The organism is Bradyrhizobium sp. AZCC 2262 (genome assembly GCF_036924535.1).
In the GTDB taxonomy this organism is placed as follows: Bacteria; Pseudomonadota; Alphaproteobacteria; order Rhizobiales; family Xanthobacteraceae; genus Bradyrhizobium.
On record NZ_JAZHRT010000001.1, the window covers coordinates 6442017 to 6468234 of the forward strand.

A 26218-nucleotide genomic window follows, 5' to 3' on the forward strand; every position below is an offset into this window, starting at 1 on the left:
AAGAGCCGTTCTCCGGGAAGAGCACGAAGTAAGCCGTAAAGCCATTGCGCAGGGAAGGCCGGAATGCTCCCGCTGCCCTGTATGCTCGTGTGCAGTTTTGTTTGCGCAAATCGCACGCGAGACCGCGGGTGCAGCAAGCACCCGGTCTTCCCTGCGCCCTCTGAACAAGAGGGCGGGAAGTTACCAAGCAAACCTCGGGCGCAATGCGCCGCGGGATCGCGGACGCACACTCAGTCGTCATCGCCCGGCCTTGTGCGCAATTGCGCACTGGGACCGGGCGCCCCAGTATTCCAGAGACGTCAATGATTGAACCGAGAAGCCGCGGCGTACTGGATCCCCCGCATTCGCGGGGGACGACGATCTGCTCTGTGGCGGCGCCCCGCCAGCTACGAAGCGGCATCGAACCTCAAAACCCCCGCCAGCACGCGCCAGCGGAACAGTGGCGACTCCGGCGGCGGCGACAGCTCCGGGGTCCAGCCCGTCAATTTTTCCAGCGCGTAGGTGTCCATCACCACCCCGCGCCAGACGCGCTCGACCCGCTCAAGCGGCTGCCGCCTGGCCGTCGTAAGATCCCACAGCGGCAGGCGATGGTCCGGCTCGCGCGCGACATAGAGGCCGGGATGATCCTTGATCACCTTCATGCCGGGATCGCCGAACCCCTGGAACCTGCCGCGTTCGTTGATCTGGATGACAGGCACCTGTCCGTTGAAATGCCAGCGCAGCATCGCGTAGGTGCGATAATCCGATGTCGCGATCCAGGTCGCGCCGGTCTCTCGCAACTGCTCGCGCGCGCGCGCCGCGACCTGTTCATAACCGGCCTCGCCGCCGACGGGATCGGTCTTGCCGATCAGATTCCAGGGCGCTGCGACGTAATAGAAGAACACGCCGACCACGAAAGCGATGCCGGAGATGACAGCCACCCTTGCCCACCAGAACGACGACTTAACGATCCAGTCCGGCCAACCTTCGCGCGACAGCATGACGAGATTGATGGCGGTCGCGGCAAAGCCGGCGGGCCACAGGAACATCGGCCAGGTGTCGCCGACGCGGAGCGTCAGCGACTTCCAGAGAAAATAGAGGAACGGCACCAGCACGGCAGTCGACAGCAGGATCGCGACCGGCTCGCGGCTGCGATAGCCGCGCCAGGCCGTCAGCGTCACGCCGGACAGCACCACCGGCAGCAGCACGAAGCCGACGAGACCGAATTGAAGCCCGATGAATTCGCCGACGGTGCGGAACGACAATGGATGGGTCGCGACCGCGCGCACGAACTGGAAGCGGAACGACGCCCAGTCGTGCTCTGCATTCCAGATCAGCACCGGCAGAAACACAATCACCGCAATCAGCGCCGCCAGCCACGGCCAGGGGCTGAACAGCCAGCGCCGCCGCCAGTCCGGCACCAGCGTGAACGCCGCGACCGCCGGCAGCAACATGATCGCGGTGAACTTGGACAGCATCGCGAGGCCAGCAAAAAGACCCGCGGCCAGCCACCAGCGCGGATGGCCGCTCTCGTGCAGCCGCACCAGCGACCACAGCATCGCGACCGCACAGGGGATCATCGCCGTGTCGGGCGCGACCTTCGCCATCAACAGCCCGTAATACAGCGCCGCTTCCGGCAACAGCACGGCGAACACAACCGCGCGCACATCGTGCGTCACGCGCCGGACGATGTCGGCGAGCAGCAATTGCGTCACCAGCATCGCGACGATGCCGCCGAACCTCACGCCGAGACTGGTGTCGCCGAAGATCGCGGTGCCGAACCGGATCAGCCAGGCGATGCCGGGCGGATGATCGAGGAAGGAAAGCGCGCTCTCCTTCGACCAGGTCCAGTAATAGGCCTCGTCGGTGCGCAGATCGAGCACGCCGGCATAGACCAGCCGCATCGCCGTCAGCGCGGCGATCAGCAACGCAACGCGAAGCCACGGCGAGGCAGCAGAACGGTCCGGTATGGCGCTGGCTTTATCGGGCGGGGCGATCGTCACGGCGCTTTCTCCCCGACTACCCCGGGGGTGTCAACGTGCCGCCGAAAAAATGATCCCTCCGTCGTCCCTGCGAACGCAGGGACCCATAACCACCGATCATGATAAGGAAAACCGCATGGGCCACGGCGCCACCGAGAAGCCGCGGCGTATGGGTCCCTGCGTTCGCAGGGACGACGGTAGATGGTATTCAGCGATGGAATAAAACACTAGTATCGCCGATATATACCCTATGGATCGCATGGCCACCTTTTCCCGAGAACAACTGACGGCATTCGTCCGCGGCACCGGCCTGCGTCAGGTCCGCCTCGTCAGCGGCCTGATCCTGTTCGCCTACCTGATCAGCCATTTCCTCAACCACGCGCTCGGCAATATCTCGATGCAGGCGCTGGCGAGCGGCCTCGAGCTCCACACCACATTCTGGCAATTTCTTCCCGTCGCGATCCTGTTCTATACCGCGTGCCTGGTGCATACCGCGCTGGGCATCTGGGCGCTTTATGAACGCCGCCAATTCCGCTGGAAAGCGATCGAGCCGCTGCAGCTGGTGCTGGGCCTGAGCGTGCCAATGCTGGTGATCGCCCACATCATCGGCGTGCGGCTCGGCCAGACGCTGTACGGACATGAAAAGATGTATCCGCAGGTGCTGTTTCTGTACTGGGTCTCGGCGCCGTACCGGATCTGGCTGATGCTCGCGGTCATGACCATCGCCTGGGTGCACGGCTGCATCGGCCTCTATCTCTGGCTCCGGATGAAGGCGTTCTTCAAACGCGCCGCGCCGTTCCTGCTGGCGGCGGCCGTGCTGATCCCGACCCTCGCCATGCTGGGTTTTTATCAGGGCGGAAGAAAGGTCATTGACGACGACAGCCGCGAATGGCGGGCGGAAAACCTGACGCCGAGCCAGGTCGGGACGCAGGAGCAGCAAGCGGCGCTCGACCGCATCACCGACTACGCCCTGATCTTCTATCTCGGGTTGCTCGGCATCGCACTGCTGGCCAAGGGTGCCCGCGCCATCAACGAGCGCCGTCGCGGCATGGTCAGCCTGTCCTACGGTAACGGCCGCACCGTTCGCGTGCCCAAGGGCCTCAGCGTGCTGGAGGCGAGCCTGCGCAACAACGTGCCGCACGCCAGCGTGTGCGGCGGCCGCGCGCGCTGCTCGACCTGCCGCATCCGCATCATCGGCGACTGCAGCGCGTTGCCGGAGCCCTCACAGCGCGAGGCCTTCGTGCTCGGCAGGGTCGGCGCGTCGGATCCGTCGATTCGCCTCGCCTGCCAGTTGCGGCCGGCCACCGATCTGTCGTTCTTCCAGCTCTTCCTGCCGCACACGGCCGCCGACGGCCACGGCTCGAACCCGACGCGGATCGGACAGGAGCGCTATCTCGTCAACATGTTCGTCGACATGCGCGGCTCGACCAAGCTTGCGGAAAAGCGCCTGCCGTTCGACACCGTGTTCATCGTCAACCGCTTCCTCGGCGCGGGTGTCGCAGGCGGTGCTCGAGAGCGGCGGCATGCCGAACCAGTTCGTCGGCGACGGCATGCTGGCGCTGTTCGGGCTCTCGACCACGCGACAGGAAGCCTGCCGTCAGGCGTTGCGCGCGGCGGCGATGATCGCCGCCAATGTCGACGAGTTGAATAAATTTCTCGAGCATGATCTGCGCGAGCCGATCCGTTTCGGCATCGGCATCAATGGCGGCGAAGTGATCGTCGGCGACATCGGCTACCGCGATCACATGGTGTTCACCGCGCTCGGCGACGCCGTCAACGTCGCGGCGCGGCTGCAGGACATGACCAAGGGCCTTGCATGCGAGGTCGTGGTGTCAGACGAAGTTCGCGCCACCGCGGGCCTCGCCGCCGATGCGTTGCCGCAGCATGACGTCGAGATCCGCGGACGCAACGAGCCGATGATCGTGCGCGCGATCGCGGATGCGCGGATGCTGCCGGCGCTGGTTAACCAAGAGCAAAGCGCCGCAGCCTGAAACCGCTGTGATCATAGCGGTTCGAAGCCTGTGTGATGTTTTTCACATCTGAATAATCATTCAGAAAATTGTCGGGAAACGCGGCGCAGATTCCTCGAACCCGCATCTTTGGGCGCACGACTGATTGGCGATGGGTAAGACTGAAACTGAAACCCGCGCCAGGACAAAAACGTCGAACGCGCACACTTACGGAGAACGACCATGTTTCGCAAATTGACTCTCGCTGCTGTCGCCGCTGCTTCGCTCAGCGCCATGGCGCTGGCTCCGACCTCCGCTTCGGCGGGTGGCTTCTTCTGGCCGCATCATCACCACCACCACTGGGGCCATGGCTTCGGCGTCGGCTTCGGCGGTGGCGGCTATGACGGCTGCTACGTGACCCGCCGCGTGCTGACGCCGTTTGGCTTTCGCTGGCGGACGGTGAACGTCTGCTACTGATCCGGCCGCAGACGTTCCGTTCGGAAGCCCCGGTCGCCCGCGAGGCCGGGGCTTTCCGTTCACCTTGCTGCAACGCAAAGTCATGCGCCCCTCGCGAAAGCATCAATTGACTCCGACTCATCAAGTGCGACACTTGCGCGCATGAGTCTGGTGATGACCGGCTGACAAGAAGAGCTTCGGAGGAAGCGAAATGCTCGATCGGCGAGAACTGATGATGCGTGCCGGCACGGCAGTGCTTGCGACAGGCCTGGGTTCGGCGCGCGCGCTGGCGCTGGATAGCGTGACGCTGCCGTTCGACAATGGCGAACGGCCGCTGGTGCGATACCCGCAGAAGCGCCCGATGATCGGCCTGACGCAACGGCCGCCGCAACTCGAAACCCCGTTCGCGATCTTCAACGACGGCGCGATCACGCCGAACAATGCGTTCTTCGTCCGCTACCATCTGGCCGACGTGCCCTACAATATCGATCCCGACAAGTTCACGCTGGAGGTGAAGGGCAAGGTCGACCGGCCGCTCAAGCTCTCCCTGAAGGACATCAAGAAGCTGAAGGCGGTTGAGCTGGTTGCGGTCAATCAGTGCTCCGGCAACAGCCGCGGCTTCTTCAACCCGTGCGTCGCCGGCGGCCAGCTCGGCAACGGCGCGATGGGCAACGCGCGCTGGCGCGGCGTGCCGCTGAAGGCGGTGCTGGATATGGCGGGCGTGCAGCAGGGCGCCAGACAAGTCACCTTCAACGGCATGGACGGGCCGGTCAGCGACAAGACGCCCGATTTCGTCAAGGCGCTCGACATCGATCACGCCCGCGACGGTGAAGTGATGCTGGCCTACGGCATGAACGGCGACGACCTGCCTCTTCTCAACGGCTTCCCGCTGCGGCTCGTGGTGCCCGGCTATTACGGCACCTACTGGGTCAAGCACCTCAACGAGATCGCCGTCATCGACAATGTGTTCGACGGCTTCTGGATGAAATCCGCCTACCGGATTCCCGATACGCCCAACAACAGCGTCGAGCCGGGCACCGCGCCGAAGGCGACCATCCCGATCAACCGCTTCACGGTGCGTTCGTTCATCACCAATGTCACCGACGGCGCCAAACTGAAGCCGGGCAACATCACGCTGAAAGGCATCGCGTTCGACGGTGGCAAGGGCATCAAGGAAGTCGCCGTCAGCATCGACGGCGGAAAGACCTGGATGCTGGCCAGGCTCAGCCGCGATCTCGGAAAATATTCGTTCCGCGAATGGAAGCTCAGCGTGAAGCTTGCGGCGGGCGCCCACGAACTCAAGGTGCGCGCCACCAACAATGCCGGCGACGTGCAGCCGATGACGCCGCTGTGGAATCCGGCCGGCTATCTTCGCAACGTCGTCGAAACCGTTCGCGTCACGGCATGAGGAGAATGATCATGCGACATCGGATTCTCCTCGCGCTCGCATCCGTGATCGGCTTCGGCCTCGCCGCCGCGCAGGCCGCGCCGGTCTCCTACACGCTTCCGGAAGAGACCGCCGCCTTCAAGCCGGGCGCCAATCTGGAGGTGGTGCAGAACAATTGCACCGCCTGCCACTCCGCCGATTACGTCAAGACCCAGCCGCGCGGCGAGAAATTCAAGAAGGAGTTTTGGACCGCGGAAGTCACCAAGATGATCAAGGTCTATGGCGCGCCGATCGAGGGTGCCGACGTCGGCAAGATCGTCGATTATCTCACCGCGAATTATTGAAGGCGCACCGCACCGTCTTACCTCTCCCGCTTGTGGCAGGTCCCGCTTCCCGAGCGCGGCAGGCGAGGAAAATCTATCCACCTCCCACCTCGGCGTGCACGTGGTGCGGGAACACCCCCACCCCGACCCTCCCCACAGGCCGGAGGAGAGGCCGGGCACCGCTGACCAGCCCCTCGCCAAATTGGGCAGCCGGGCGCGAATCGACCGCGTCAGATGAGCCCGAAACCGGCAAAACGGCGGAAATCGGGACCGAATCGGCGCTTTTTTGCCGAAACGGGCATTCCGTTTGCGCTACCCAGCCCGCCCCAACCCGCGTATCCTGATGCCTCGGGCATGCCGGTTAGTGCGGGGACCGGCGGCTCGTTTACTTTTTTTGATTCCGCGGAGACGACGTGAATGGCTAAAGGTACGGTGAAGTGGTTCAATCCAACCAAGGGTTATGGGTTCATCCAGCCCTCGAGCGGCGGCAAGGACGTGTTCGTTCATATTTCGGCAGTTGAGAAAGCTGGTCTTTCGACACTCAATGAAGGGCAGACCGTCGAATACGAAGAGATCGCCAATCGCGGTAAGACTTCGGCCGAGAACCTCAAGGTTTAGCGCAAACGCGCGGTCGGCAACGGCGCGCTCTCGGAGTTAAATCCGGGAGTTGGGCTAAGAAAATTTCTCAAAAACTGTGAGCGTTCGGCGGAGCGGGCACCGCTTCTGCACGTGCGATAGATCCTTCGTGCGCGAAAACCGGCCGCTCAATCTTCCGTAACCCATTTCTGGACCGTCATCACGTCGGGTGGCTGCAAATAGCCGCGCGGCCAGAGATCGACGACCCACTCGACCTTGGTGGCGCGATCGACCAGCACTGCGGTGTTGTGCGGCGTCTGCAGCACCAGCGTATTGCCGCGATATTTCGGATCGCCGATCGCGTGATGCTTCAAGAGGCCCCACTCCCGCAGCACCAGCAACAGGCTTGTCGTGTTCCGCGTCGTGTCCCAGCAATCGAAATTGTGCTTGTCGTCGAAGTAGCGGAAGTCCGCTTTCGCCACGCGCTTGTTGGTACCGAGGATCGGCCCCATGCGGCGGTCGAACCACACTACCACCTTCTGCACCGCGGCGCGTTCGGCCGCAGCCGAGGCCCGCCCCGCCGCCATGATTTGTGTGATCGCGCTACGGTCGCCGGCCGAAAAATCGAGGATCTCGCGGCGCCGGCAGACGAAGCCGTAGCAGACCGTCATGGATGTGGCCGACGGCGGATAGATCGAAACCGAGCTGTAGAGATAAGCGATCGCAGAACTCAGCTCGACGGCCTTCGCCGCGGGCGCGCCAAATAGCGCGGTGAGGACAACGCCGAGCACCGCCGCGAAGCTGGTTCGCGTGCGGCTTCCCCGTATCGGCAAAGCGGCGTCTCTCATGATCCCTGCTGTTCCCAAGCGACGACGTGCCTGACGATTAGCGCGGCGTCCTCACGCTGCCAACCAGCAAGCCCGCGATCTGTGGATCACGCCGCGGAAATTCCGGCAGCTGTGTTTTCCGTGCGCCAGTTGGTTCCTCCCGCATCGCGCGGGTCTCGAAGCCACGGGATTAACCGACCGGCAGCGGCGCGTCGCGTTTGACCTCTTCCATCACGGCGTAAGTCCGCGTCTCGCGCACGCCCGGCAGCGCCAGCAGGCTCTCGCCCAGGAACCGGCGGTAGGCGGTCATGTCGGCGACCCGGGCTTTGACCAGATAATCGAAGCCCCCCGCCACCATGTGGCACTCCAGCACCTCGGGCGCCGTCTGCACCGCTCTGGCGAACCGCTCGAAGACGTCAGGTGTGGTCTTGTCGAGCACCACCTCGACGAACACGAGCAAGCCCAGGCCCAGCCGGTGCGGATTGAGCCGGGCGCCGTAACCTTCGACAAAGCCATCGCGCTGCAGCCGTTTCAACCGCTCGCCGATCGAGGTCGGCGACAGCCCGATCCGCTCGGCCAGCTCGACATTGGCAATACGGCCATCCCCCTGAAGGATTGAGAGGATTTTCCGGTCTATCTTGTCAATTTCGACCATTTATCTAGCTATTCCAATTCCTTTCCTGATTTTCTAAGGCAAAATCACATATTTGTCTATCGAACTACGGTTTGAGCGGCAGTAAGGTTGCGGTAGCAGCCAAGAGAATCGCATGCCGGCCCGTCCGCCATTCCCTCCGCCTTTCAGCGCGCCCTACGCACCCGACGATCGTGCGATGGCCGCCCGCCTGCTCGGAGCCGCGGGGCTGGACACGGCGCAGGAGAAGCGCATCGATCGCACGGCGACCCGGCTGATCGAGGCCATCAGGGCCAACGACGATCCGCTCGGCGGCGTCGAGGACATGCTGCGCGAGTTCGCGCTGTCGACCAAGGAAGGGCTGGCGCTGATGGTGCTGGCGGAGGCGCTGTTGCGCGTACCGGACGCCCGCACCGCCGACCAGTTCATCGAGGACAAGCTCGCGCAGGGCGACTTCGTCCATCACGAAACCAGGTCGAGCGCGTTCCTGGTCAATGCCTCGGCGTGGGCGCTCGGGATGTCGGCCCGCGTGATCCAGCCCGGCGAGACGCCGCAGGGGACCATCGGACGGCTGACCAAGCGGCTGGGCGCGCCGGCCGTGCGGGCGGCGACGCGGCAGGCGATGCGGCTGATGGGCAATCATTTCGTGCTCGGCGAGACCATTGAAGCCGCGCTATCGCGGGCGCAGCCGCATTCCTCGCGCCATCAACGTTACTCCTTCGACATGCTTGGCGAAGGCGCCCGCACAGCCGATGACGCCGTGCGCTATTTCAATTCCTACGCCAGCGCGATCGAGGCGATCGGCCGCACGGCTGGTGACCGTCCCCTCCCCGACCGGCCCGGCATCTCGGTCAAGCTCTCGGCACTGCATCCGCGCTTCGAGGCCGTGAGCCGCGCACGGGTGATGAGCGAACTGGTCCCTCGCCTGATCGATCTCGCCCGGCAAGCCAAATCCCATGACCTCAATTTCACTGTTGATGCCGAGGAAGCAGACCGGCTGGAATTGTCGCTCGACGTGATAGCGGCAGCGCTTGGCGATTCATCGCTTGCAGGCTGGGACGGTTTTGGCCTGGCGATCCAAGCCTACCAGAAGCGAGCCGTTGGCGTGATCGAATACGTCGACCGTCTCGCACGCAGCCTCGACCGCAAAATGATGGTGCGGTTGGTCAAGGGCGCCTATTGGGACACCGAGATCAAGCGCGCGCAGGAACGCGGGCTCGACGGCTATCCCGTGTTCACCCGAAAGGCGATGACCGATCTGAACTTCCTCGCCTGCGCAAAACAATTGCTGGCGTTGCGACCGCGGATTTTTCCGCAGTTCGCGACGCATAATGCGCTGACGGTCGCAACCATCCTCGAACTGGCAACGGACCAGAGCGGATTCGAATTCCAGCGGCTGCACGGCATGGGCGAGGCGCTCTATGCGAAGCTCGGAGAGGATCGCCCCGACATCGCCCATCGCACCTATGCGCCGGTCGGCAGCCACCGTGATCTGCTGGCCTACCTGGTGCGGCGATTGCTGGAGAATGGTGCCAATTCATCCTTTGTCGCGCTCGCCGCCGACGAGGCGGTGCCGGTGTCGCAATTGCTGCGGCGTCCGGCCGACATCGTCGGCAGCGCAGACGGAGCCGCGCATCCCAAAATCCCGTTGCCGCGCGATCTCTACGGGCCCGAACGGAAGAATTCCCGCGGGATTGAATTCGGCGAACGCACGGCGCTGGAGCAACTCGCCTCAGACATCGCCGCCGCACCAACACTGGCATCGCAGAGCATCACCGACGCAACCGAGAGCGTGGCCAATGCGGCGGTAGCGGCTGCGCGCGACGGCTTCAAGCATTGGGCCAGAACGCCGGCCGCGACGCGCGCAGCGGCGCTGGAGAAGGCCGCCGGTTTGCTGGAGCAGCGCGCGGCGCATTTCATCGCGCTGCTGCAACGCGAGGGTGGCAAGACACTCGACGATTCGATCTCGGAAGTCCGCGAAGCCGTGGATTTCTGCCGTTACTATGCCGCGCAGGGACGCGAATTGTTCGGCGAAGGCAAGGCAATGCCGGGACCGACGGGCGAGAGCAACATGCTCTGCCTGCGCGGCCGCGGCGCCTTCGTCGCAATCTCGCCGTGGAATTTTCCGCTGGCGATCTTCCTCGGTCAAGTTACGGCGGCCTTGATGGCGGGCAATGCCGTAGTTGCGAAGCCGGCCGAGCAGACGCCGCTGATTGCGGCTGAAGCCATCAGGCTGTTGCATGAAGCCGGCGTGCCGGCGTCGGCGCTGCATCTGGTGGCAGGCGACGGCCGCATCGGCGGCATGCTGGTGGCGCATCCCGATATCGCCGGCGTCGTCTTCACCGGCTCGACCGAAGTCGCGCGGACGATCAACCGCGCTCTCGCTGCCAAGGATGGACCGATCGTGCCGCTGATCGCGGAGACCGGCGGCATCAATGCGATGATCGTCGATGCCACCGCCCTGCCCGAACAGGTCGCCGACGACGTGGTGACCTCGGCGTTCCGCTCCGCCGGACAGCGCTGCTCGGCGCTGCGGCTGTTGTTCCTGCAGGACGACGTCGCCGACCGGATGATCGAGATGATAGCGGGCGCGGCGCGCGAACTCGTCATCGGCGATCCCGCAAATCCCGCCACGCATATCGGCCCGGTAATCGACGCCGAGGCCAGGCAGCGGCTGGACGCGCATATCGAACGCATGAAGCAGGAAGCTCGGGTGCACTTTGCCGGTCGCGCACCACAAGGCAATTACGTTGCGCCGCATGTTTTCGAATTGCCCGATGCCGGCCAGCTCACGGAAGAGGTATTCGGCCCGGTGCTGCATGTGGTGCGCTACCGCGCCGACCGGTTCGATCAGGTGCTGCAAGCGATCGAGCGTTCGGGTTACGGGCTGACGCTCGGCATCCATTCCCGGATCGACGATACGGTCGAAGATGCGATCGAGCGACTGCAAGTCGGCAATATCTACGTCAACCGCAACATGATCGGCGCCGTCGTCGGCGTGCAGCCGTTCGGCGGCCATGGGTTATCCGGCACCGGCCCCAAGGCTGGCGGGCCGCATTATCTGGCACGTTTTGCAACCGAGCAGACAGTGACCATCAATACCGCCGCAGCCGGCGGAAATGCAGCGCTGATGTCCGGCGGGGAGTAGTTGCATCACTTTCCAGGATGGGCCAAATGACGTTTGAACCTGATCGCTCATAGCGGTAATTCAACCGGAACGACAAACGTCACGGAGCGGCGCCACGATGGAAAAGGGTATTTTTGAAGGCCTCAAGGTTCTGGATTGCGCGAGCTTCATCGCAGCGCCTGCCGCCGCCACCGTGCTGTCGGATTTCGGCGCCGACGTCATCAAGATCGAGCCGCCCGGCGCCGGCGACCCCTATCGCAACTTGCCGAACCTGCCGGGCTATCCCCACAGCGAGCATAATTTCGCGTGGATGCTGGAAGCGCGCAACAAGAAGAGCCTCGCACTCGATCTCTCGAAGCCCGAGGGCCAGGCGGTGCTGCATCGGCTGGCCGCGCAAGCCGACGTCTTCATCACCAACTATCCGCCGCAGGTGCGCGAGCGACTCGCCATCGCCCACGCCCATCTGGCGCCCCACAACGAACGCCTGATCTATGCCTCCTTCACCGGCTATGGCGAAAAGGGCGAAGAGGCCAACAAGCCCGGCTTCGACAGCAATGCCTATTGGGCGCGGTCGGGCCTGATGGACCTGGTGCGGGCGGACGAACGCACCACGCCGGCACGCTCGATCGCCGGCATGGGTGACCACCCTTGCGCGATGGCATTTTACGGCGCGATCGTCACCGCACTCTACAAGCGCGAACGCACCGGCAAGGGCTCGCATGTCAGCTCCAACCTGATGGCCAATGGCGTCTGGGCGGCTTCGGTGCTGGCGCAGGCAAAACTGGTCGGCGCGAAATTCGGCGAACGCCGACCACGCGAGCGCGCGCTCAACGCGGTCACCAACCACTACCAGTGCAAGGACGGACGCTGGTTGATCCTCTCCCTGCTCAATGAGGACCGGCAATGGCCGACGCTGGCGCGCTGCCTCGGCCGCGAGGATCTCGTCACCGATGCGAGGTTCGAGACCAGGAAGGAGCGTCATGCGCGATCAGTGGAGCTGATCAAAATTTTCGACGAGACCTTTGCGACCAGGGACCTCGCCGAATGGCGCAAGATCCTTGACGGCAACGGCCTGGTGTTCGGCGTCGTCGGCATCCTCGACGATATCCCGAACGACAAGCAGATGATCGAGAACGAGGTGCTGGTGCCATTCGAGAACGACACCATGCTCACCATCAGCAGCCCGATCTGGGTCGACGGCAGCCGGAAGGTCCAGCCGCGCAAGCCCCCCGGGCTCGGCGAGCACAGCGACGAAATTTTGCGCAACGCCGGTTATGACGAAACAGCGATCGGCAAGCTGCGCGCGGCCGGCGCAGTGGCTTGAGGTAACGAGCCATGCCCAGCTATCGCCTGCATTACTTCCCGGAGTCGGGAAACAGCTACAAGCTCGCGCTGATGTTGACCCTATGCGGCCAGACCTTTGAGCCGGTCTGGACCGATTTCGGCGGCGGCGTGACGCGGACGCCGGAATGGCGGCGTGACGTCAACGCGATGGGCGAAATTCCCGTGCTCGAGGTCGACGGCGAACGCCTGACCCAGACCGCGCCGATCCTGCTCATGCTGGCAAAGCAATTAGGCCGGTTCGGCGCTGAGACCGAGCAGGAACATTTCGAACTGCTGCGCTGGTTGTTCTGGGACAACCACAAGCTCACCGGCTACATGGCGACCTATCGCTATCTACGGACGTTTACGCCATCGCCGGACGAGCATGTGCTGAAACATTATCGCAGGCGTATCGACGATTACCTGTCGATCCTCGAGCAGCACATGCAGAAGAATGCATTCGCGATCGGCGAGCGGCCGACGGTGGCCGACATATCGATGATGGCCTATCTGCATTATCCCGCCGACGAGACCGGCTATGATCTGGCCGCGAGCCACCCCGCGATCAGCGCCTGGCTCGCGCGGATGGCGCAACTGCCGGGCTGGAAATCGGCCTATGATCTGTTGCCCGGCAAGCGCCTGACGCATTACGCCAAATAATCACTCAGCGGTTGAGCCAGGCCCAGGCGATGCCGAACACGATCACGCCAGCAATGACGGTGACCGCGATCGCCCAGGTGCTGACACGGAAAGCACTTACCGCTTCGCGCTTGGCTTCGTTCGCCGCAATCTCGCGATTGCGCTGCTTGTTTTCCTGGTCGGAAGAGCTCATCGGCGGTCTCCGCTCAGCTTGCTGCTGCCGCTGTTCGTACCTTACCATCAATTGATGACGGCCGGTCAGCCCGGGAACCGTTGCTAACGGCTTTTGACGAAGCACATGCCGATGCGTGAGGTTTTGCCGGCGGCCTGACAGGTCAGTCCCTCGGCGCAGGTCCAGTCGCGAAAACTTCCGTCGTTGCCGGCGGCCGGTTTGCCCTGCACATAGCAATGCGCGCCCCAGCCGTCGTAATAATTGGTGCCGGCGAGCTCGGTGCTGCTGCGCAATTGCGGGCGGCTGGCGAACCCGCGCGAGTAGTCCGGCGGCTTGCCGTCGCGGAGCGCTGCAAGAATGTCGCGGCGGCGGACCTGGTCGCCGAAGAAATGTGGCGACGCCGGCACGACGGTCGTATTCGACGGCTTGTCCGCCATCCAGTCGACGCCGGGGAAGTGAAAGCCGCCGATGCCGCGCGTCTGGTGGCAGCCGGCACAGGTCACATCGTTGAGCCGCCGTTCGAACCCGGCAGGCGAGCGGATGTTTTGCAGCTTCACACCACCTTCCGTCGCTCTCCTGAGCGCGGCCACGACGTCCGCCTCGCTGAACACGGCGCCCTCGCCCTGCAGCAGCCCGAATTCCGGCTCCAGATCCGATGGATCGAACCCAACCGGCGTTGGCGCAATCGCGCCATTGGCGAGGAATTTTTCCGGGATCAGCACGGTGCCGCGATCGAACGCTGCGAGATTGATGGGATCGAGCAGCCATGCCCTGAACTCGCGCTTGAGGCCATCGTCGGCCAGAAGGCGCGGGCGGTCGATCTGGTTTTCCATCGGAGATTCCGCGAAGATCCGCGCGTCCCGATCGTAGCGAAACACCTTAAGCAGATAGTCGGTGCGGAAATCGCGGACCGAAGATTTCGGCGCGTGCGCAATCTGCAGATTGGTTTCGATGCGGTCGATATTCTCGTGGCTGATCAGGTCGAGCGGGCCATCCTCTGCCCGCAGCGTGCCGCCGAGCGGCGCGGCGAGCCAGCGATTGGCAATTTCGGAGCAGGTGATCGTGGATCCCTCAGCTTTCGCTTTCAGCACGAGGTTCAGCGTCATCGGCAGCCGCGGCGGCGGAGCGTTATCGCCGGCCGCCTTGTTGATCCGCGTCAGGCGGTAGATCAGGCGGATCTCGCCACAGCCCGCTTCCGCGGCGTAAGTGCGGTCCATGCGGTTGACGATACCGGCCAGCACAAACCGCGTCTCTGCCGAATAAAGCAGCGTGCGGTCGAACAATTGGAAATCAAAGCCCTCGCCGACGCCGATCGTCTCCTTTGGCAAGTTTGCCTGGTGCCGCGCGATATAGCGATCGAACTCGCCATCGATGGCCTGCCGGACCGGCACTATCGACGGCAAGGTGAACAACGCGCTGTTGGCGAGCGGAATATCAGCCGACCGCTCCGGCAGCAGCATGCGATCGATGCGGAATTTTCCGCCATCGAGCTCGCGCAGTGTGGCGGGATCGGTAATCGCTGTTCCGCGCTCCAGCGCCGCATCTTGTGCCGCATACGCCGGCAAAGCAGCGCAAAGCATTGCAAATACGATGGCAAGAAATCGGGGCGCGAGGCTCATGCCTCAAGTAACACCGCGCAATGAGACCTATTCAAGAAAAAAGGCGCCTCACATCGCCGTGAAGCGCCTTCCTGTTCGCATATCGTCCCGTCAGCGTGCGACGATCAGGCCCTTGCTGGTCACGACCACCCAGCGGCCATCCTGCTTGCGAATGGCGTCGACGCGGCCGAGACCGGGAATGGGATCGCCGGCATAGACCTCGTACATACCGCGGCGGCTCTCGATCAGAGCACTGCCATTAGCGACGTCCCGTAATATCCAGCCTTCCACGGTCGGCAGCCGGGCCACCTCAGGCTTGGGCGAAGCGGCAGGCGCAGGCGGCGCTGCGGCCGCAGCCTGCTGCGGTATCGAGCCTGTGATGTCCTTCGCTGGAGCCTGCGCGGCGGCAGCCGTCGGCGCGGACGCCTGGGCCGTGCGGAGCTTGTCGACGGCTTCGCTCAGCTTGGCGAGTTTCGCGGCGGGCTCGGCCTGCGCCTTCTCGACCTTGTCGAGCCGGTCGCTGGCCTTGTTGAGCTGGCCCGTCGTCGTCTTGGAAGTGTGCTCCAGGCTGGCTTTCAGCGCGACGATCTCGGCATCGATCCGCGCCACCGAGGTTTCGAGCGCGCTGTCCTTTGCCGAATTCTGGCTAGATGCCTGGGCCGAATCTCCGGCCATCAGCTTTCCGAAGCCGGCGGTCGCCAGCGCGCCACCCAGCGCGCCCGCCACCGTCGCCAGCGCCACCACGGCAGCCATCGCCCCGATCCTGCGTTTGCCGGACGATCCCTCCGCCGGCGCAGCCTTGGCATCGGCGCCGACGCGGTCGCCGGGCGACATGATCGTCACGTTGCCGGGGAAGCGCGGCGCTTCCGGCTTCACGTCGTCGATCTTGGGAGGCTCAGCCTTTGAGGCCTCGACCTTTGGCGCCTCCATCTTGACGGCGTCCACCTTGGGCGCGTCGGGCTTCGGAGAGGTCTCTTCCTGTGCGGGCGTGAGTTTTGCCGCCTCCACCTCAGCCGCCGCTGTTACCGGCTCATTCAGCGCAGGCATGTCAGGAGCGGCCGGCCCCGCGCCAAGAGTTCCGGTTTCACCGCTGCTGGGCTGGGGTTGCTGATCGCTCACGTTGGATTCTCCAGAATTGATTGACCATTTGGTAACTTTTATTGCTTGCCAAATCGTTACCGGCCTCGGGCTTACCGAAATTTTAGGAACTCATCAGGCCCGGTTTTGGGCCGCCACATGCCGGCCAGCCCGGCCCCGGGGCACCATGCTGCCCTGCGGCATCCTTGCTGGTTCCGTTTGCGCCGGTCTGTTTCCCGATTAACATGGACCGACCAGCCAGAAAGGCAGGTGGCCACCATGACCATCGAGAAATGCATCAACGAGTTTGATGTAGATGACGTCATTTTTGAGGAAGGCTCGACCGGGCGGGAACTGTTCGTGGTGCTCGACGGCCAAGTCGAAATCGCCAAGATGAACGGCGCCAGCAAGACGGTGATCGTCACGCTGGGCAAGGGTGAGTTCTTCGGCGAGATGGCTGTCATCGACGGCTCGTCCCGTTCGGCAACCGCCATCGCGGCGGCGCCAAATACCCGCGTGATGCGGATCAACCACGCCCGCTTCGTCTACCTGGTCAGCCAGCAGCCGGCCTTCGCGCTGATGATCATGGATGCGCTCAGCAAGCGCTTGCGGGCCTCCAACACGGTCGCCTTCAGAACCGCGGCCAATTCATGAGCGAGCGCAGGCCGAGCCCGTTCAAGACACTGCTCGACAGCGACGTCTGTACGCTGATCGAGGCGGCCGAGAACGTCTATCAGATCCGCTTCAAGAACCGCGCGGCGAATGCCTATCTGGTGCGCGGAAGCTCGCGCACCATCCTGATTGACGTAGGACTATCCTCGAACTATCCGCATCTGCTGACATGTCTCGACCATATCGGCGTGAAGCCCGACGATATCGACATGGTGGTGCTGAGCCACGAGCATCTCGACCACATCGGCGCGGCCTATCACTTCCATGGCCGCGCCTTCATCGCCGCGCATCGGCTCGCCGCCAACAAGATCATGCTGCGCGACGACTTCTCGATGCTGCGCAAGATGTTCAACGAGCCGAACGTGCCGATCAACATCGACCTCTGGCTGGAAGAAGGCAATCTGATCGATCTCGGCAATTTCCGCCTCAACGTGATGTACACGCCCGGCCACACCTCGGCCTGCATCACACTGTTCGAGCAGGACAAGGGGCTGTTGTTTGCCGCCGATACGCTGATGCCGGGTGGCGTGATGGGCGGCGTGTTCGGCTCCGGCAGCATCGCCGATTACATCCAGTCGTTGGAGCGGCTGAAGGGCCTGAACTCGAAGATCCTGCTGTCTGGCCACGGCCGGCTGTCCGACACCCCGCAGGACGACGTGCGGATCGCGATCCAGCGCTCGCACGGATTGTTGTCGGACACCGCGCAATTGTTCGACGCGCTGGATGCGCGATCGAATTTCGAACCGATCATGCAATCGGTGCGCGACCTCAACAAGCTCGACGACAGCTAGGCCAGCCGACCGCAACATATTCCGCAGCGTCGAATGCGTGATCCGCCCATTTGGCAAATGGCGCGGCGGGCTCGATTTCGGCGGCCAGGCCAGCCAGCCGCTCGATACGGCCAATACCAACATCGTCGCCTGGATGGCGCGGGTGGGCGAGCGGCCTTGCGAAGGCGCTACCGCGCGAGCTCTAGTTCATCCGAAGATGGCGACCTTGATTGTAGACAAGCTCCCAAAGTTCACTCGCGTTCCAACGCTCACTCTTCTCATTGAGCTTTTCTGCCACTGCAATCGCGAACTCATCAGCATCTGGAGGCTCTCTCGAAATGATCCGACAGCAATCCAATGACGGGCTCGCCGGCATCGCCGTCGCAAGCCGCCGACAAATTCTCGCAGCCACCGCGGCTGCATCGGCTGCACATAGACCCTGATCGTCGCGCAACATCTGCGTTATTATTCGTTCTGCTTTGCTCGCATCAATTCGAAGCTTTGTCATTTTCGCCTCCTTGCTGACGAAGCCACTCTGTTTGGCGCTGCCACTAAGAATCCAACAATGGGTGACTCTCTATTGGAGGTCGCTCCCACCAAGCCTAGCTTCGGACCACGCGGGAGCGATCGGGAGATCCATTGGCATGTTGTGATGACGCGGCCCCGGAGGTGCCTGTCAGCATATCCCACAGCCGTAGGGCGCTCATCTGCAAGAGCATCAAATGCGGCAACAAGACGGGCAGTAGGCACATTGCGATGCTGATGATGACAACCGCTACGTGGCTGAGCAGGTCGAGTGTGCGCAAGATCATCTCCCTGGTCATCAAGAGCACCATCATCGGGGCTGCGTATCCGACCAGATCGATCTCGCTGATCATGGCTGGAGCCTCCTCTGGTTGCTGGACAACGAGTAATGCTGACCGCCAACGTGCGCTCCGCAACGGCCCAATGTCCTGAAGCACTCCCGAAAAGGTTGCAAAATGTCTCCGAATTGAGCGGACCGCAGCGAGCGATCGAACGGAGCGAAGTCCTTGTTATCGCGTTGACTTCATCCAGATGAAGGAGTTGACTTCCAATATATTATTTTGATTGACGGGCAGGCATCCATGGTCGTCGAGCGATCGGAGCCCAATTTTCCTCATCCGCATGACGAAGCGCCCCCCGTCCGCGCCGCTAACCTTGAGTGGCGGATGGGGTCGCTTGTGCTGGACCCAGTTGCGCGCATCCTGATTCATGACGGTACCCCCCTGCCCCTGGGTGAGCGGGCTGTTTCAATTCTTCTGATGCTGGTGGAGCGATCGGGTCAATTGGTCAGCAAGGAAGACCTCATCGAATTTGCCTGGCAGGGTTTAGCCGTAGAGGACAGCAATCTCACAGTTCAGGTTGCTGCGTTGCGGCGTGCGTTGGCGTTGGTCCCTGGAGGGAGGTCCTGGATCGAGACTTTGCCTCGGCGCGGCTATCGTTTCGTCGGTATCGCCGTACGATCCGGAGATAAAGACCCACCGACGTCGGATGAACCACGGGCAGCCCAATCGTCTTCACAGCTACCCTCGTCCAAACTCGCAAACGATAAAAAAAGCCTGCCGACGCCGCCTGCGCTCACCGATTCACGCACGCACCACATGGTTGGGCGCGCCGCCCCGCTCGATATGCTGGACCGGATGACACAGCGCATGCTGACCGGCCAAAGACAGATTGCGTTTGTCACCGGGGAAGCCGGGATCGGCAAAACGGCCTTTCTCCAGATGGCGGTGGACCGGCTGTCGCAGCAGGGCGTCGATTTGCTGTGCGGGCGCTGCACCGAGAGGTTCGGAACCGATGAAGCGTTCCTGCCCTTAATCGACGCGCTGGTGACACGATGTCGCAGCACGGACGGAGCAGAACTGCAGACAGCTATTCGCGCCCACGCGCCAACCTGGATGCTGCAGATACCAGGTTCGATTGGTGCGACGGAGCGCGCCGCGTTTCAGCGCGAAGTATTTGGGGCGACCCGCGAGCGCATGCTCCGCGAATTTTGCGATCTCGTGGAAGCACTGACCGCCGATCGTCCATGGGCAATCGTTCTCGAAGATCTGCATTGGAGCGACTTGGCAACGCTGGACGCGCTCTCCCGCTTTGCACGAGGGGACAGTAAGGCCTCGGTGCTGATCCTCGGTTCCTATCGGCCGGCAGATAGCATCATCGGCCAACATCCCATTCGGCGTCTGCACCAGGATCTGGAGATACATGAACGCTGCGGCGAGTTGCGCCTCGATCGATTGTCTCGAATGGAGGTCGAGCGACATCTCGCACTGCGGTTCCGCGATGATGCAGTGGCGTCCGCATTGTCTGAACCCGTGTTCGAGCGAACGCAGGGACAGCCGCTGTTCATCGCATCGTTGATCAAGTTTTTCATCGATCAGCGAGTGATCGTCGAAACTGACGGTGCCTGGCGCCTGCCATCGGAAGCGGTGATTCCGCACGATGGCGTACCGACCGACTTGCTGAATATGATCAATTATCAGGTAGGCCGCCTCACGGAGGATGAACGGCGTCTTCTCGAAGTCGCCAGCGTGGCAGGCGGAGATTTTTCCGCTGCCCTGGTGGCAGCCGGCTTGTCACGCGATGCCGTCGAGGTTGAGCGTGAGCTGGAAGCGTTGACCCGCAAAGATCACACGCTGGTGCCGTCGGGTGTGTCCGAATGGCCGGATGGCACGTACTCGGGATCATATGCCTTCCGGCATATCCTGTATCAAAACGTCGTTTATCAGCATCTCGCGCCGGGACAGCGCGTGCAAACGCACAGGCGTCTGGGCAAGAGGCTGGAACAGGCATATGGCGATCTCACCTCGGAAATCGCGCCGGTGCTCGCGCTCCATTTCGAACAGGGCCGGGATTTTCCGAGCGCCTTGCGCTACCTCGGACAGGCGGCAGAGAGTTCCGCGAAGCGCCTCGGCCACGCGGAAGCCGCCAGCTATCTAACGCGTGGTCTTAGTATCCTCGATCGCCTTGATGCGCCGGACAAGTTCAGGCTGCGCATCTCCGTGTTGCGACATCGCAGCCTTGCGCTTCGCTCAAGCGGCGATCTCGCCGGCTCTGTCCGTGATCTCAAGGAGATGATTGTCTGCGCTGGACACGCCGGCGAACTTCGACAGGAGGTCGCTGGCCTTGTTGCCGTTAGCCGGTTCTGCTTGCACGCAGATCGACGCCTCTGCCTTCAGGCGGCCGAAGATGTGCTGATTAAAAGCCAAGCCCTGGAGGACGATACCTTCAAGGCGATGGTACAAGGCAGCAGTGCCAGCATCAACCTGTATCTCAAGGGTTGGCACGAACAGGACGCCGCTCGTTGCATGCGAGCAATGGAATTGAGTGCGGGCGCGCAGGACCACGGCACGTTGATCAGGCGTTATGGAATCGAGGGAATTCTTGACTGTTGGCGCTCGCGGTACCGAGAGTGTCGACGCTCGGCGACGCATGGAAAGCGATTGGCCAGCGAAGCCGGGGATGTTTACGTCTTTGTCCTTTTCAATGTGCTGGAATCCACCGCGCTGCTTCATCTGGGCGAGTGGCGGGATTTGCAGCGCGAAACCACAACCGCCCTGGAATTTGCGAGAAAAAACGGAAATGAACAGGCCAGCGGATTATGTCGACTGACACTCGCATGGTTGCACGTCGAAGCAATGGATTTTGATGGAGCCCGCGCCCTCTGCGAAGGCGTCGACGAGAACACTCTCAACGAAAACCAGTTTGCTTATTTCTTCCAGCGAGCGGTCCTGGCGAAAGCTTTCGTGGGACTGCGCGACCCGCAGGGAGCAAGCAAACAGTTTAATGACGTTCAGCGCCGCCTCGAACAAGACGGCATTCCGCTGGATTTTACAATATCCACGCAGCTTTATCACTGTTTGGGAGAATATTGCCTGCAGATTGCCGAATTTGATCAGGCGAGAAGATGGGCGATCCAGCTGCGCGACTACGCCGCCCCGGCACCCGATCAGAACCATCTCGCGCTCGCCCATGGTCTGTTGGCGCGGATCGCTTTTGCTACCGGCGATCGGAACGAAGCTCGGGAACACTTGTCGCGCGCTTTGTCGATCGTTGACAATGCCAACTTTCCTCTCGCTGCATGGCGAGTTTATCTCGGCGCCGCGAAGATATTCGAATGTATCGGCGAAGCGGACGATGCTACCACTTATCGGATCCGTTTTGAGACGGTGATGCGAACTCTTGCGCGAAACTTTGAGCCCGACGATGCCTTGCACAGCTCCGTGTTGAACGCTCTGACGACTTGAACGGCGTGATCGATCTCGTCGTCTGACAGCCGCCTGGTAGACTTTGCCCCAAAGAGAAAGGCCGACGGGCGTTACGCCGCCGACCTTGTCTTGCAACTGCCGGCTCGTGGGTCCGGTTCCGTTGCTTTGCATTGCGGTTACCAGAACTATTTTGACCAGTAGCACCCAGAGACGGCTGATGCCATTGCGCGTAGGTATTGCCGAGCCGTACCGAGGTTAGGCTCATGCTATCAAAACGGATGGAGCCGACTATCCATTGGTTTACGGCGGTGGTGGCGATCTACATCACCACCGGCGCATCCGGTAGCTCATTCGGCCCTGGCTCCTGCGCCGGAAAGTGCGTCGCCAACTCGCGCGACACCGCCTCGATTCCCTTGATCACGCCGCCTTCAAAATTTCCGGCCCTGAACTGCCTCTCCATCTCGACGCAGATTTTTTCCCAGCCGGCGTTGCCGACCCTGGCATCGATGCCACGGTCGGCAACGATCTCGAAGTCGTGGTCGGCCAGCAGCAGGTAGATCAAGACGCCGTTGTTGTGGACGGTGTCCCAGATCCGCAATTGCGAAAAAATATCCAACGCCCGCCCCCGCGCCGGCTGATTGCGAAACAGCGGCGCACCATCGAGCGCGCCTTCGACCACAAAACGGACCTGTCCAGAATGGGTGGCTTCGCCTGACTTGATCGCCTGCTCGATCCTCGCCAGCGCTTGTGGCGGAAAGATCCGCCGCAGCCGCCAGCGGTGTTCGAGGAGATGCTTGCCGACGCGCTTGATGCTCATGCTACCAGCTCCCCGATGCGCCGCCGCCGCCAAAGCTGCCGCCGCCGCCACTGAAGCCGCCGCCCGAACTGCCACTGCTGCTACCGCTGCTCCCCCCACTCGACCAGCCGCCACGTGTGCCGCGGCTGCCGCCCGAGGGCATCAGATCGATGAACGCGGAAATGAGGAAAGCGAGCACGCCGACGATCGCCGCCACGCCGAGGCTGCCGACGACGAGCCATGCCAAAATTCCAACGAAGCCGCCGGTCGCAGCCGAGCCGACCAGCCGGCCGAGCGCCGCCCTCAGGGCGCCGCCGACAAGGAACACGAAGGCGAGCACGAACGGATTGAACGGGTCGATGGAGTTGAAAAAACCGGTGTCTTGCCAATGCGGCGGCTCCGGCTCCGGCAATTTCTCGCCATTGATGACCCGGACCATCCGGTCGGTCCCGGCAGAAACGCCACCGGCAAAATCGCCCGTCTTGAACTTCGGCGTGATGTCTTCGTCGATGATGCGCTTGGTGGTGGCGTCGGTCAGCGCGCCTTCGAGGCCATAACCAACCTCGATCCGCAAGCGGCGGTCGTTCTTGGCGATGACGAGCAGCGCACCGTCGTCGATCTTCTTGCGGCCGATCTTCCAGGCCTCCGCGACCCGGAGCGCGTACTGCTCGATGGCCTCGCCGTCGGTCGTCGGCACGATCAGCACTGCGACCTGGCTGCCCTTGCGTGTCTCGAGATCCCTCAGCGTCTGCGTCAGCGATGCGACGTCTGCCGCCGTGAGCGTGCCGGTCTGATCGACCACCCGTCCGCTCAGCGGCGGCACCGCGACGAGCGCCAGCGCCGCACCAGCCCAGCACAGCAGCAGCCCAAGAAGGGAGGCTCTTGCAGCGTTCATCGCGGATCGTCTTTTCAGCCGCTACTTCGCGGGCGCCGGCGTCGGGTTGAAATCGACCTTCGGCGCCGTCGAGATTTCCTTCTCGTTCTCGACCGAGAAATTCGGCTTGTCCTTGTAGCCGAACATCATCGCGGTCAGATTGTTCGGGAAGGTGCGAATGCCGACATTATAGTCCTGCACCGCCTTGATGTAGCGGTTGCGCGCCACGGTGATGCGGTTCTCGGTGCCTTCGAGCTGCGACATCAGATCGCGAAACAGCGCATCCGATTTGAGCTGCGGATAGTTTTCGGTCACCACCAGCAACCGCGACAGCGCGCTCGACAGTTCGCCCTGGGCGGCCTGGAATTTCTGGAACGCGGCGGGATCGTTCAGCACCTCCGGCGTCGCCTGGATGCTGCCGACCTTGGCGCGAGCATTGGTGACGCCGAGCAGCACGTCCTTTTCCTGCTGCGCAAAACCCTTCACGGAATTGACGAGGTTGGGCACCAGGTCAGCACGGCGCTGATACTGGTTGACCACTTCCGACCAGTTCGCCTTGACCTGTTCGTCATTGGTCTGGATCGCGTTGTAACCGCAATTGGTCAAGCTCAGGCACGACAGCGTCGCCAGCACGGTCCATAATCTGCGCATCGCACTCTCCCAAAGAAAAACGAACGCCAACATAGCAGATTGGTTGCATCCGGTATGCAGCCGCGAGCCCAGATTTTGCAGGCGATGCCACTTGCGTATCATTTGCCGAAATAACAACATGGCCGCCAACAATAAGGGAAACGCGAGGGCGCCATGGAGTTCGAGACCATCGTCGTGGAGCGGCCGGAGCCGCGCATCGCGCGGATCGTGATGAACCGGCCCGAGGCGCGCAACGCGCAGAACCTGCAGATGACCTACGACCTCAACGCTGCCTTCGACCAGGCCGTACAGGACGACGAGGTCAAGGTCATCATCCTCGCCGGCAGCGGCCCGCATTTTTCGTCAGGACATGACCTGCGTCCCGGGGCAAAGAATACCGCGGGCGTGGATTTTCCGCCGGTCGGAAATTGGGGCGGGTTCGCCGAACCCAACGCACACGGCCGCTTTGCGCGCGAGCAGGAAATCTATCTGCAGATCACACGGCGCTGGCGCAATCTGGCGAAACCCACGATCGCGGAAGTGCACGGCAAGTGCATCGCCGGCGGCCTGATGCTGGCGTGGGCCTGCGACCTCATTGTCGCAAGCCATGATGCGGAGTTCTGCGACCCCGTGGTGACCATGGGCGTCTGCGGTGTCGAATGGTTCGTACATCCCTGGGAGCTCGGCCCTCGCAAGGCCAAGGAACTGCTGTTCACCGCCGACGTCTGGAGCGCGGAAGAAGCGCACCGGCTCGGCATGGTCAACCATGTCGTGCCGAGGCCAGAACTTTCCTCCTTCGTGATGAAGCTCGCCGAAAGAATCGCAGCGAAACCTTCGTTCGCGCTGAAACTGACAAAGGAAGCCGTCAATCGCTCCGTCGACGTGATGGGGCAACCGGCGGCGATCGAGCAGGCGTTCGCGCTGCATCAGCTCTGCCACGCGCATAACCTTCAGGAATTCGGAATGATCGTGGACCCCGCAGGCCTGCACCCCTCCGTCCGGAAACCGACACAGGCAAAATAGAACAAGAAAAGTAGATCAGATGGACCTTACCCCAAGCGACGAGCAGCGATTGCTGCGCGAAAGTGTCGACCGCTTCGTCAGCGAGACCTATACCGCCGATCACCGCCGTCGGACCGCCAACGATCCGCTCGGCTTCAGCACCAAAATCTGGAAGCAGTTCGCCGATCTTGGCTGGCTGGCGCTGCCGATCACTGAGGCCAATGGCGGGCTCGGCGGCGGCGCCATCGAGGTTGGCATCCTGATGGAAGCGTTCGGGCGCGGCCTCGTCTCTGAGCCCTATCTTTCCACGGTCGTGATCGGCGCGTCGTTAGTCGCGGAATGCGGCACGGAGACGCAGAAGCAGGCATTGCTGCCTGATATCGCCGATGGATCGCTGGTTCTGGCATTCGCGCATTCGGAACGTCAGGCGCGCTTCGATCTCGCCGACGTCAGAACCACGGCGAAGAAGACGCCTGACGGTTGGCGTCTCGATGGAGACAAGACCGCCGTGCTCGACGGCCACGCCGCAGGACAGATCATCGTCTCGGCCCGTGTCGATGACGGCTCAGGCAAAGCTGGCAAGCTCTGCCTGTTCCTGGTGCCGCAAGGCACGCGCGGCATCACCTCGCGCGACTTTCCGCGGCTTGGCGGCGGCCGGGCCTGCAATCTCGAACTCCGGGATGTGCATCTTCCCACCGACGCCCTGCTCGGCGACGGCGGCGACGCGCTGCCGGCGATCGAAGCCGTAGTCGATCGCGCGATGGCCGCACTTGGCGCCGAGGCCGTCGGCATCATGCAAACGCTGCTCGACCAGACGCTGGAATACACCAAAATTCGAAAGCAGTTCGGGCGCCCGCTGTCCGCCAATCAGGTGATCCGGCATCGGCTGGCCGACATGGCGATGCAATGCGACGAGGCGCGCTCGATGGCGTTGCGCGCAGCGTTGATGGCCGATGCCGAGCCCGTCGCGCGCAGTCGCGCTGCGTCGGGAGCGAAAGCCAAGATCGGCAAGTGCGCGCGCTTTGTCGCAGAACAGTCGGTCCAGCTTCACGGCGCGATGGGCGTTACCGAGGAGCTCGACATCGGCTCCTATTTCAAGCGGCTGCTCGCCTTCGACACGTTGTTTGGCGGCAGCGCCCATCATTACCGCCGTCACGCCGCCCTCGGCGGCCGTGCCATTCAGGCCTGAAAGGAGCGCT

General features: G+C 62.7%; 23 protein-coding genes and 1 pseudogene. 13 read left to right on the forward strand and 11 right to left on the reverse strand.

Annotation, left to right across the window (positions count from 1 at the left end):
- Positions 1–386: 386 nt before the first annotated feature.
- Entirely contained in the window at positions 387–1883 is a 1497-nt protein-coding gene (locus V1283_RS30175) for a glycosyltransferase family 39 protein (protein ID WP_334393228.1), read from the reverse strand.
- 337 nt (positions 1884–2220) lie between these two features.
- Here V1283_RS30175 and V1283_RS30180 point away from each other — a divergent pair.
- The 5 genes and pseudogenes from V1283_RS30180 to V1283_RS30200 all read left to right on the forward strand — a co-directional run bounded on the left by V1283_RS30180 (position 2221) and on the right by V1283_RS30200 (position 6694).
- A pseudogene (locus V1283_RS30180) lies at positions 2221–3952 on the forward strand (adenylate/guanylate cyclase domain-containing protein).
- A 201-nt stretch (positions 3953–4153) separates the two neighbouring features.
- A complete protein-coding gene (locus V1283_RS30185; RefSeq protein ID WP_334390253.1) occupies positions 4154–4387 on the forward strand; it encodes a hypothetical protein in 234 nt (77 codons plus the stop codon).
- Positions 4388–4577: 190 nt separating this feature from the next.
- Positions 4578–5774, forward strand: coding sequence for a SorA family sulfite dehydrogenase catalytic subunit (sorA, locus tag V1283_RS30190; protein ID WP_334390255.1), 1197 nt, complete (start codon positions 4578–4580; stop codon positions 5772–5774).
- 11 nt (positions 5775–5785) lie between these two features.
- Positions 5786–6097, forward strand: a complete 312-nt coding sequence (sorB, locus tag V1283_RS30195) for a SorB family sulfite dehydrogenase c-type cytochrome subunit (RefSeq protein ID WP_334390257.1) — start codon at positions 5786–5788, stop codon at positions 6095–6097.
- A gap of 396 nt (positions 6098–6493) precedes the next feature.
- Complete coding sequence (locus tag V1283_RS30200; protein ID WP_028351035.1) at positions 6494–6694, forward strand: cold-shock protein; 201 nt, start codon at positions 6494–6496, stop codon at positions 6692–6694.
- A 146-nt stretch (positions 6695–6840) separates the two neighbouring features.
- On the opposite strand, the gene V1283_RS30205 is transcribed toward V1283_RS30200, so the two are convergent.
- Positions 6841–7500 (reverse strand): hypothetical protein, encoded by a 660-nt coding sequence (locus V1283_RS30205; RefSeq protein WP_334390258.1) that lies wholly within the window; start codon positions 7498–7500, stop codon positions 6841–6843.
- A gap of 169 nt (positions 7501–7669) precedes the next feature.
- The gene (locus tag V1283_RS30210) at positions 7670–8134 is read right to left on the reverse strand and encodes an Lrp/AsnC ligand binding domain-containing protein (RefSeq protein WP_334390260.1); all 465 of its coding nucleotides are present in this window, start codon (positions 8132–8134) and stop codon (positions 7670–7672) included.
- Positions 8135–8246: 112 nt separating this feature from the next.
- Here V1283_RS30210 and putA point away from each other — a divergent pair, with 112 nt between their 5' ends.
- From putA to V1283_RS30225, 3 genes are all read left to right on the forward strand, one after another.
- Positions 8247–11258 (forward strand): bifunctional proline dehydrogenase/L-glutamate gamma-semialdehyde dehydrogenase PutA, encoded by a 3012-nt coding sequence (putA, locus tag V1283_RS30215; RefSeq protein WP_334390261.1) that lies wholly within the window; start codon positions 8247–8249, stop codon positions 11256–11258.
- Between the two features lie 97 nt (positions 11259–11355).
- Entirely contained in the window at positions 11356–12561 is a 1206-nt protein-coding gene (locus V1283_RS30220) for a CaiB/BaiF CoA transferase family protein (RefSeq protein WP_334390262.1), read from the forward strand.
- An 11-nt stretch (positions 12562–12572) separates the two neighbouring features.
- On the forward strand, positions 12573–13220 hold the full coding sequence (locus tag V1283_RS30225; protein ID WP_334390263.1) for a glutathione S-transferase family protein: 648 nt from the start codon (positions 12573–12575) through the stop codon (positions 13218–13220).
- A gap of 4 nt (positions 13221–13224) precedes the next feature.
- On the opposite strand, the gene V1283_RS30230 is transcribed toward V1283_RS30225, so the two are convergent.
- The 3 genes from V1283_RS30230 to V1283_RS30240 all read right to left on the reverse strand — a co-directional run bounded on the left by V1283_RS30230 (position 13225) and on the right by V1283_RS30240 (position 16088).
- Positions 13225–13392, reverse strand: coding sequence for a hypothetical protein (locus V1283_RS30230; protein WP_334390264.1), 168 nt, complete (start codon positions 13390–13392; stop codon positions 13225–13227).
- 83 nt (positions 13393–13475) lie between these two features.
- Positions 13476–14990 carry a hypothetical protein gene (locus tag V1283_RS30235; protein ID WP_334390265.1) on the reverse strand — a complete coding sequence of 505 codons (1515 nt, stop codon included), beginning with the start codon at positions 14988–14990 and terminating at the stop codon, positions 13476–13478.
- A gap of 90 nt (positions 14991–15080) precedes the next feature.
- Entirely contained in the window at positions 15081–16088 is a 1008-nt protein-coding gene (locus V1283_RS30240; protein WP_334390266.1) for a hypothetical protein, read from the reverse strand.
- 117 nt (positions 16089–16205) lie between these two features.
- Between V1283_RS30240 and V1283_RS30245 the strand changes: the two genes are divergently transcribed.
- Together V1283_RS30245 and V1283_RS30250 are read left to right on the forward strand one after the other, a co-directional pair.
- The gene (locus V1283_RS30245) at positions 16206–16700 is read left to right on the forward strand and encodes a Crp/Fnr family transcriptional regulator (RefSeq protein WP_334390267.1); all 495 of its coding nucleotides are present in this window, start codon (positions 16206–16208) and stop codon (positions 16698–16700) included.
- Positions 16697–17509 (forward strand): MBL fold metallo-hydrolase, encoded by an 813-nt coding sequence (locus tag V1283_RS30250; RefSeq protein ID WP_334390268.1) that lies wholly within the window; start codon positions 16697–16699, stop codon positions 17507–17509. The genes V1283_RS30245 and V1283_RS30250 overlap by 4 nt, the downstream gene beginning before the upstream one ends.
- Positions 17510–17690: 181 nt before the next feature.
- Here the strand turns inward: V1283_RS30250 and V1283_RS30255 are convergent, their stop codons facing one another.
- Both V1283_RS30255 and V1283_RS30260 read right to left on the reverse strand, forming a co-directional pair.
- On the reverse strand, positions 17691–17996 hold the full coding sequence (locus V1283_RS30255; protein WP_334390269.1) for a hypothetical protein: 306 nt from the start codon (positions 17994–17996) through the stop codon (positions 17691–17693).
- Positions 17997–18090: 94 nt separating this feature from the next.
- Entirely contained in the window at positions 18091–18366 is a 276-nt protein-coding gene (locus tag V1283_RS30260; RefSeq protein ID WP_334390270.1) for a hypothetical protein, read from the reverse strand.
- A gap of 228 nt (positions 18367–18594) precedes the next feature.
- Here V1283_RS30260 and V1283_RS30265 point away from each other — a divergent pair, with 228 nt between their 5' ends.
- Complete coding sequence (locus V1283_RS30265; protein ID WP_334390271.1) at positions 18595–21756, forward strand: AAA family ATPase; 3162 nt, start codon at positions 18595–18597, stop codon at positions 21754–21756.
- 280 nt (positions 21757–22036) lie between these two features.
- Here the strand turns inward: V1283_RS30265 and V1283_RS30270 are convergent, their stop codons facing one another.
- Genes V1283_RS30270 through V1283_RS30280 form a run of 3 tightly spaced genes read right to left on the reverse strand, consistent with a single transcriptional unit; the run spans position 22037 to position 24038 of the window.
- The gene (locus V1283_RS30270; RefSeq protein WP_334390272.1) at positions 22037–22534 is read right to left on the reverse strand and encodes a TPM domain-containing protein; all 498 of its coding nucleotides are present in this window, start codon (positions 22532–22534) and stop codon (positions 22037–22039) included.
- Position 22535: 1 nt separating this feature from the next.
- A complete protein-coding gene (locus V1283_RS30275) occupies positions 22536–23408 on the reverse strand; it encodes a TPM domain-containing protein (protein WP_334390273.1) in 873 nt (290 codons plus the stop codon).
- A gap of 21 nt (positions 23409–23429) precedes the next feature.
- On the reverse strand, positions 23430–24038 hold the full coding sequence (locus V1283_RS30280) for a LemA family protein (RefSeq protein ID WP_334390275.1): 609 nt from the start codon (positions 24036–24038) through the stop codon (positions 23430–23432).
- A gap of 153 nt (positions 24039–24191) precedes the next feature.
- Between V1283_RS30280 and V1283_RS30285 the strand changes: the two genes are divergently transcribed.
- Positions 24192–25040 carry an enoyl-CoA hydratase gene (locus tag V1283_RS30285; protein ID WP_334390276.1) on the forward strand — a complete coding sequence of 283 codons (849 nt, stop codon included), beginning with the start codon at positions 24192–24194 and terminating at the stop codon, positions 25038–25040.
- Positions 25041–25059: 19 nt separating this feature from the next.
- Entirely contained in the window at positions 25060–26208 is a 1149-nt protein-coding gene (locus V1283_RS30290) for an acyl-CoA dehydrogenase family protein (protein ID WP_334390277.1), read from the forward strand.
- The last annotated feature ends 10 nt before the right edge of the window (positions 26209–26218 follow it).

Bases quoted from the DNA above. Each gene is read 5' to 3' on its own strand.
- V1283_RS30185 (WP_334390253.1), top strand. From the start codon at position 4,154: ATGTTTCGCAAATTGACTCTCGCTGCTGTCGCCGCTGCTTCGCTCAGC.
- V1283_RS30225 (WP_334390263.1), top strand. From the start codon at position 12,573: ATGCCCAGCTATCGCCTGCATTACTTCCCGGAGTCGGGAAACAGCTAC.
- sorB (WP_334390257.1), top strand. From the start codon at position 5,786: ATGCGACATCGGATTCTCCTCGCGCTCGCATCCGTGATCGGCTTCGGC.
- V1283_RS30275 (WP_334390273.1), bottom strand. From the start codon at position 23,408: ATGAACGCTGCAAGAGCCTCCCTTCTTGGGCTGCTGCTGTGCTGGGCT.
- V1283_RS30285 (WP_334390276.1), top strand. From the start codon at position 24,192: ATGGAGTTCGAGACCATCGTCGTGGAGCGGCCGGAGCCGCGCATCGCG.
- V1283_RS30255 (WP_334390269.1), bottom strand. From the start codon at position 17,996: ATGACAAAGCTTCGAATTGATGCGAGCAAAGCAGAACGAATAATAACG.
- V1283_RS30290 (WP_334390277.1), top strand. From the start codon at position 25,060: ATGGACCTTACCCCAAGCGACGAGCAGCGATTGCTGCGCGAAAGTGTC.
- V1283_RS30205 (WP_334390258.1), bottom strand. From the start codon at position 7,500: ATGAGAGACGCCGCTTTGCCGATACGGGGAAGCCGCACGCGAACCAGC.
- V1283_RS30200 (WP_028351035.1), top strand. From the start codon at position 6,494: ATGGCTAAAGGTACGGTGAAGTGGTTCAATCCAACCAAGGGTTATGGG.
- V1283_RS30220 (WP_334390262.1), top strand. From the start codon at position 11,356: ATGGAAAAGGGTATTTTTGAAGGCCTCAAGGTTCTGGATTGCGCGAGC.
- V1283_RS30250 (WP_334390268.1), top strand. From the start codon at position 16,697: ATGAGCGAGCGCAGGCCGAGCCCGTTCAAGACACTGCTCGACAGCGAC.
- putA (WP_334390261.1), top strand. From the start codon at position 8,247: ATGCCGGCCCGTCCGCCATTCCCTCCGCCTTTCAGCGCGCCCTACGCA.
- V1283_RS30280 (WP_334390275.1), bottom strand. From the start codon at position 24,038: ATGCGCAGATTATGGACCGTGCTGGCGACGCTGTCGTGCCTGAGCTTG.
- V1283_RS30235 (WP_334390265.1), bottom strand. From the start codon at position 14,990: ATGAGCCTCGCGCCCCGATTTCTTGCCATCGTATTTGCAATGCTTTGC.
- V1283_RS30175 (WP_334393228.1), bottom strand. From the start codon at position 1,883: ATGCGGCTGGTCTATGCCGGCGTGCTCGATCTGCGCACCGACGAGGCC.
- V1283_RS30210 (WP_334390260.1), bottom strand. From the start codon at position 8,134: ATGGTCGAAATTGACAAGATAGACCGGAAAATCCTCTCAATCCTTCAG.
- V1283_RS30270 (WP_334390272.1), bottom strand. From the start codon at position 22,534: ATGAGCATCAAGCGCGTCGGCAAGCATCTCCTCGAACACCGCTGGCGG.
- sorA (WP_334390255.1), top strand. From the start codon at position 4,578: ATGCTCGATCGGCGAGAACTGATGATGCGTGCCGGCACGGCAGTGCTT.
- V1283_RS30265 (WP_334390271.1), top strand. From the start codon at position 18,595: ATGGTCGTCGAGCGATCGGAGCCCAATTTTCCTCATCCGCATGACGAA.
- V1283_RS30230 (WP_334390264.1), bottom strand. From the start codon at position 13,392: ATGAGCTCTTCCGACCAGGAAAACAAGCAGCGCAATCGCGAGATTGCG.
- V1283_RS30245 (WP_334390267.1), top strand. From the start codon at position 16,206: ATGCCGGCCAGCCCGGCCCCGGGGCACCATGCTGCCCTGCGGCATCCT.
- V1283_RS30260 (WP_334390270.1), bottom strand. From the start codon at position 18,366: ATGATCAGCGAGATCGATCTGGTCGGATACGCAGCCCCGATGATGGTG.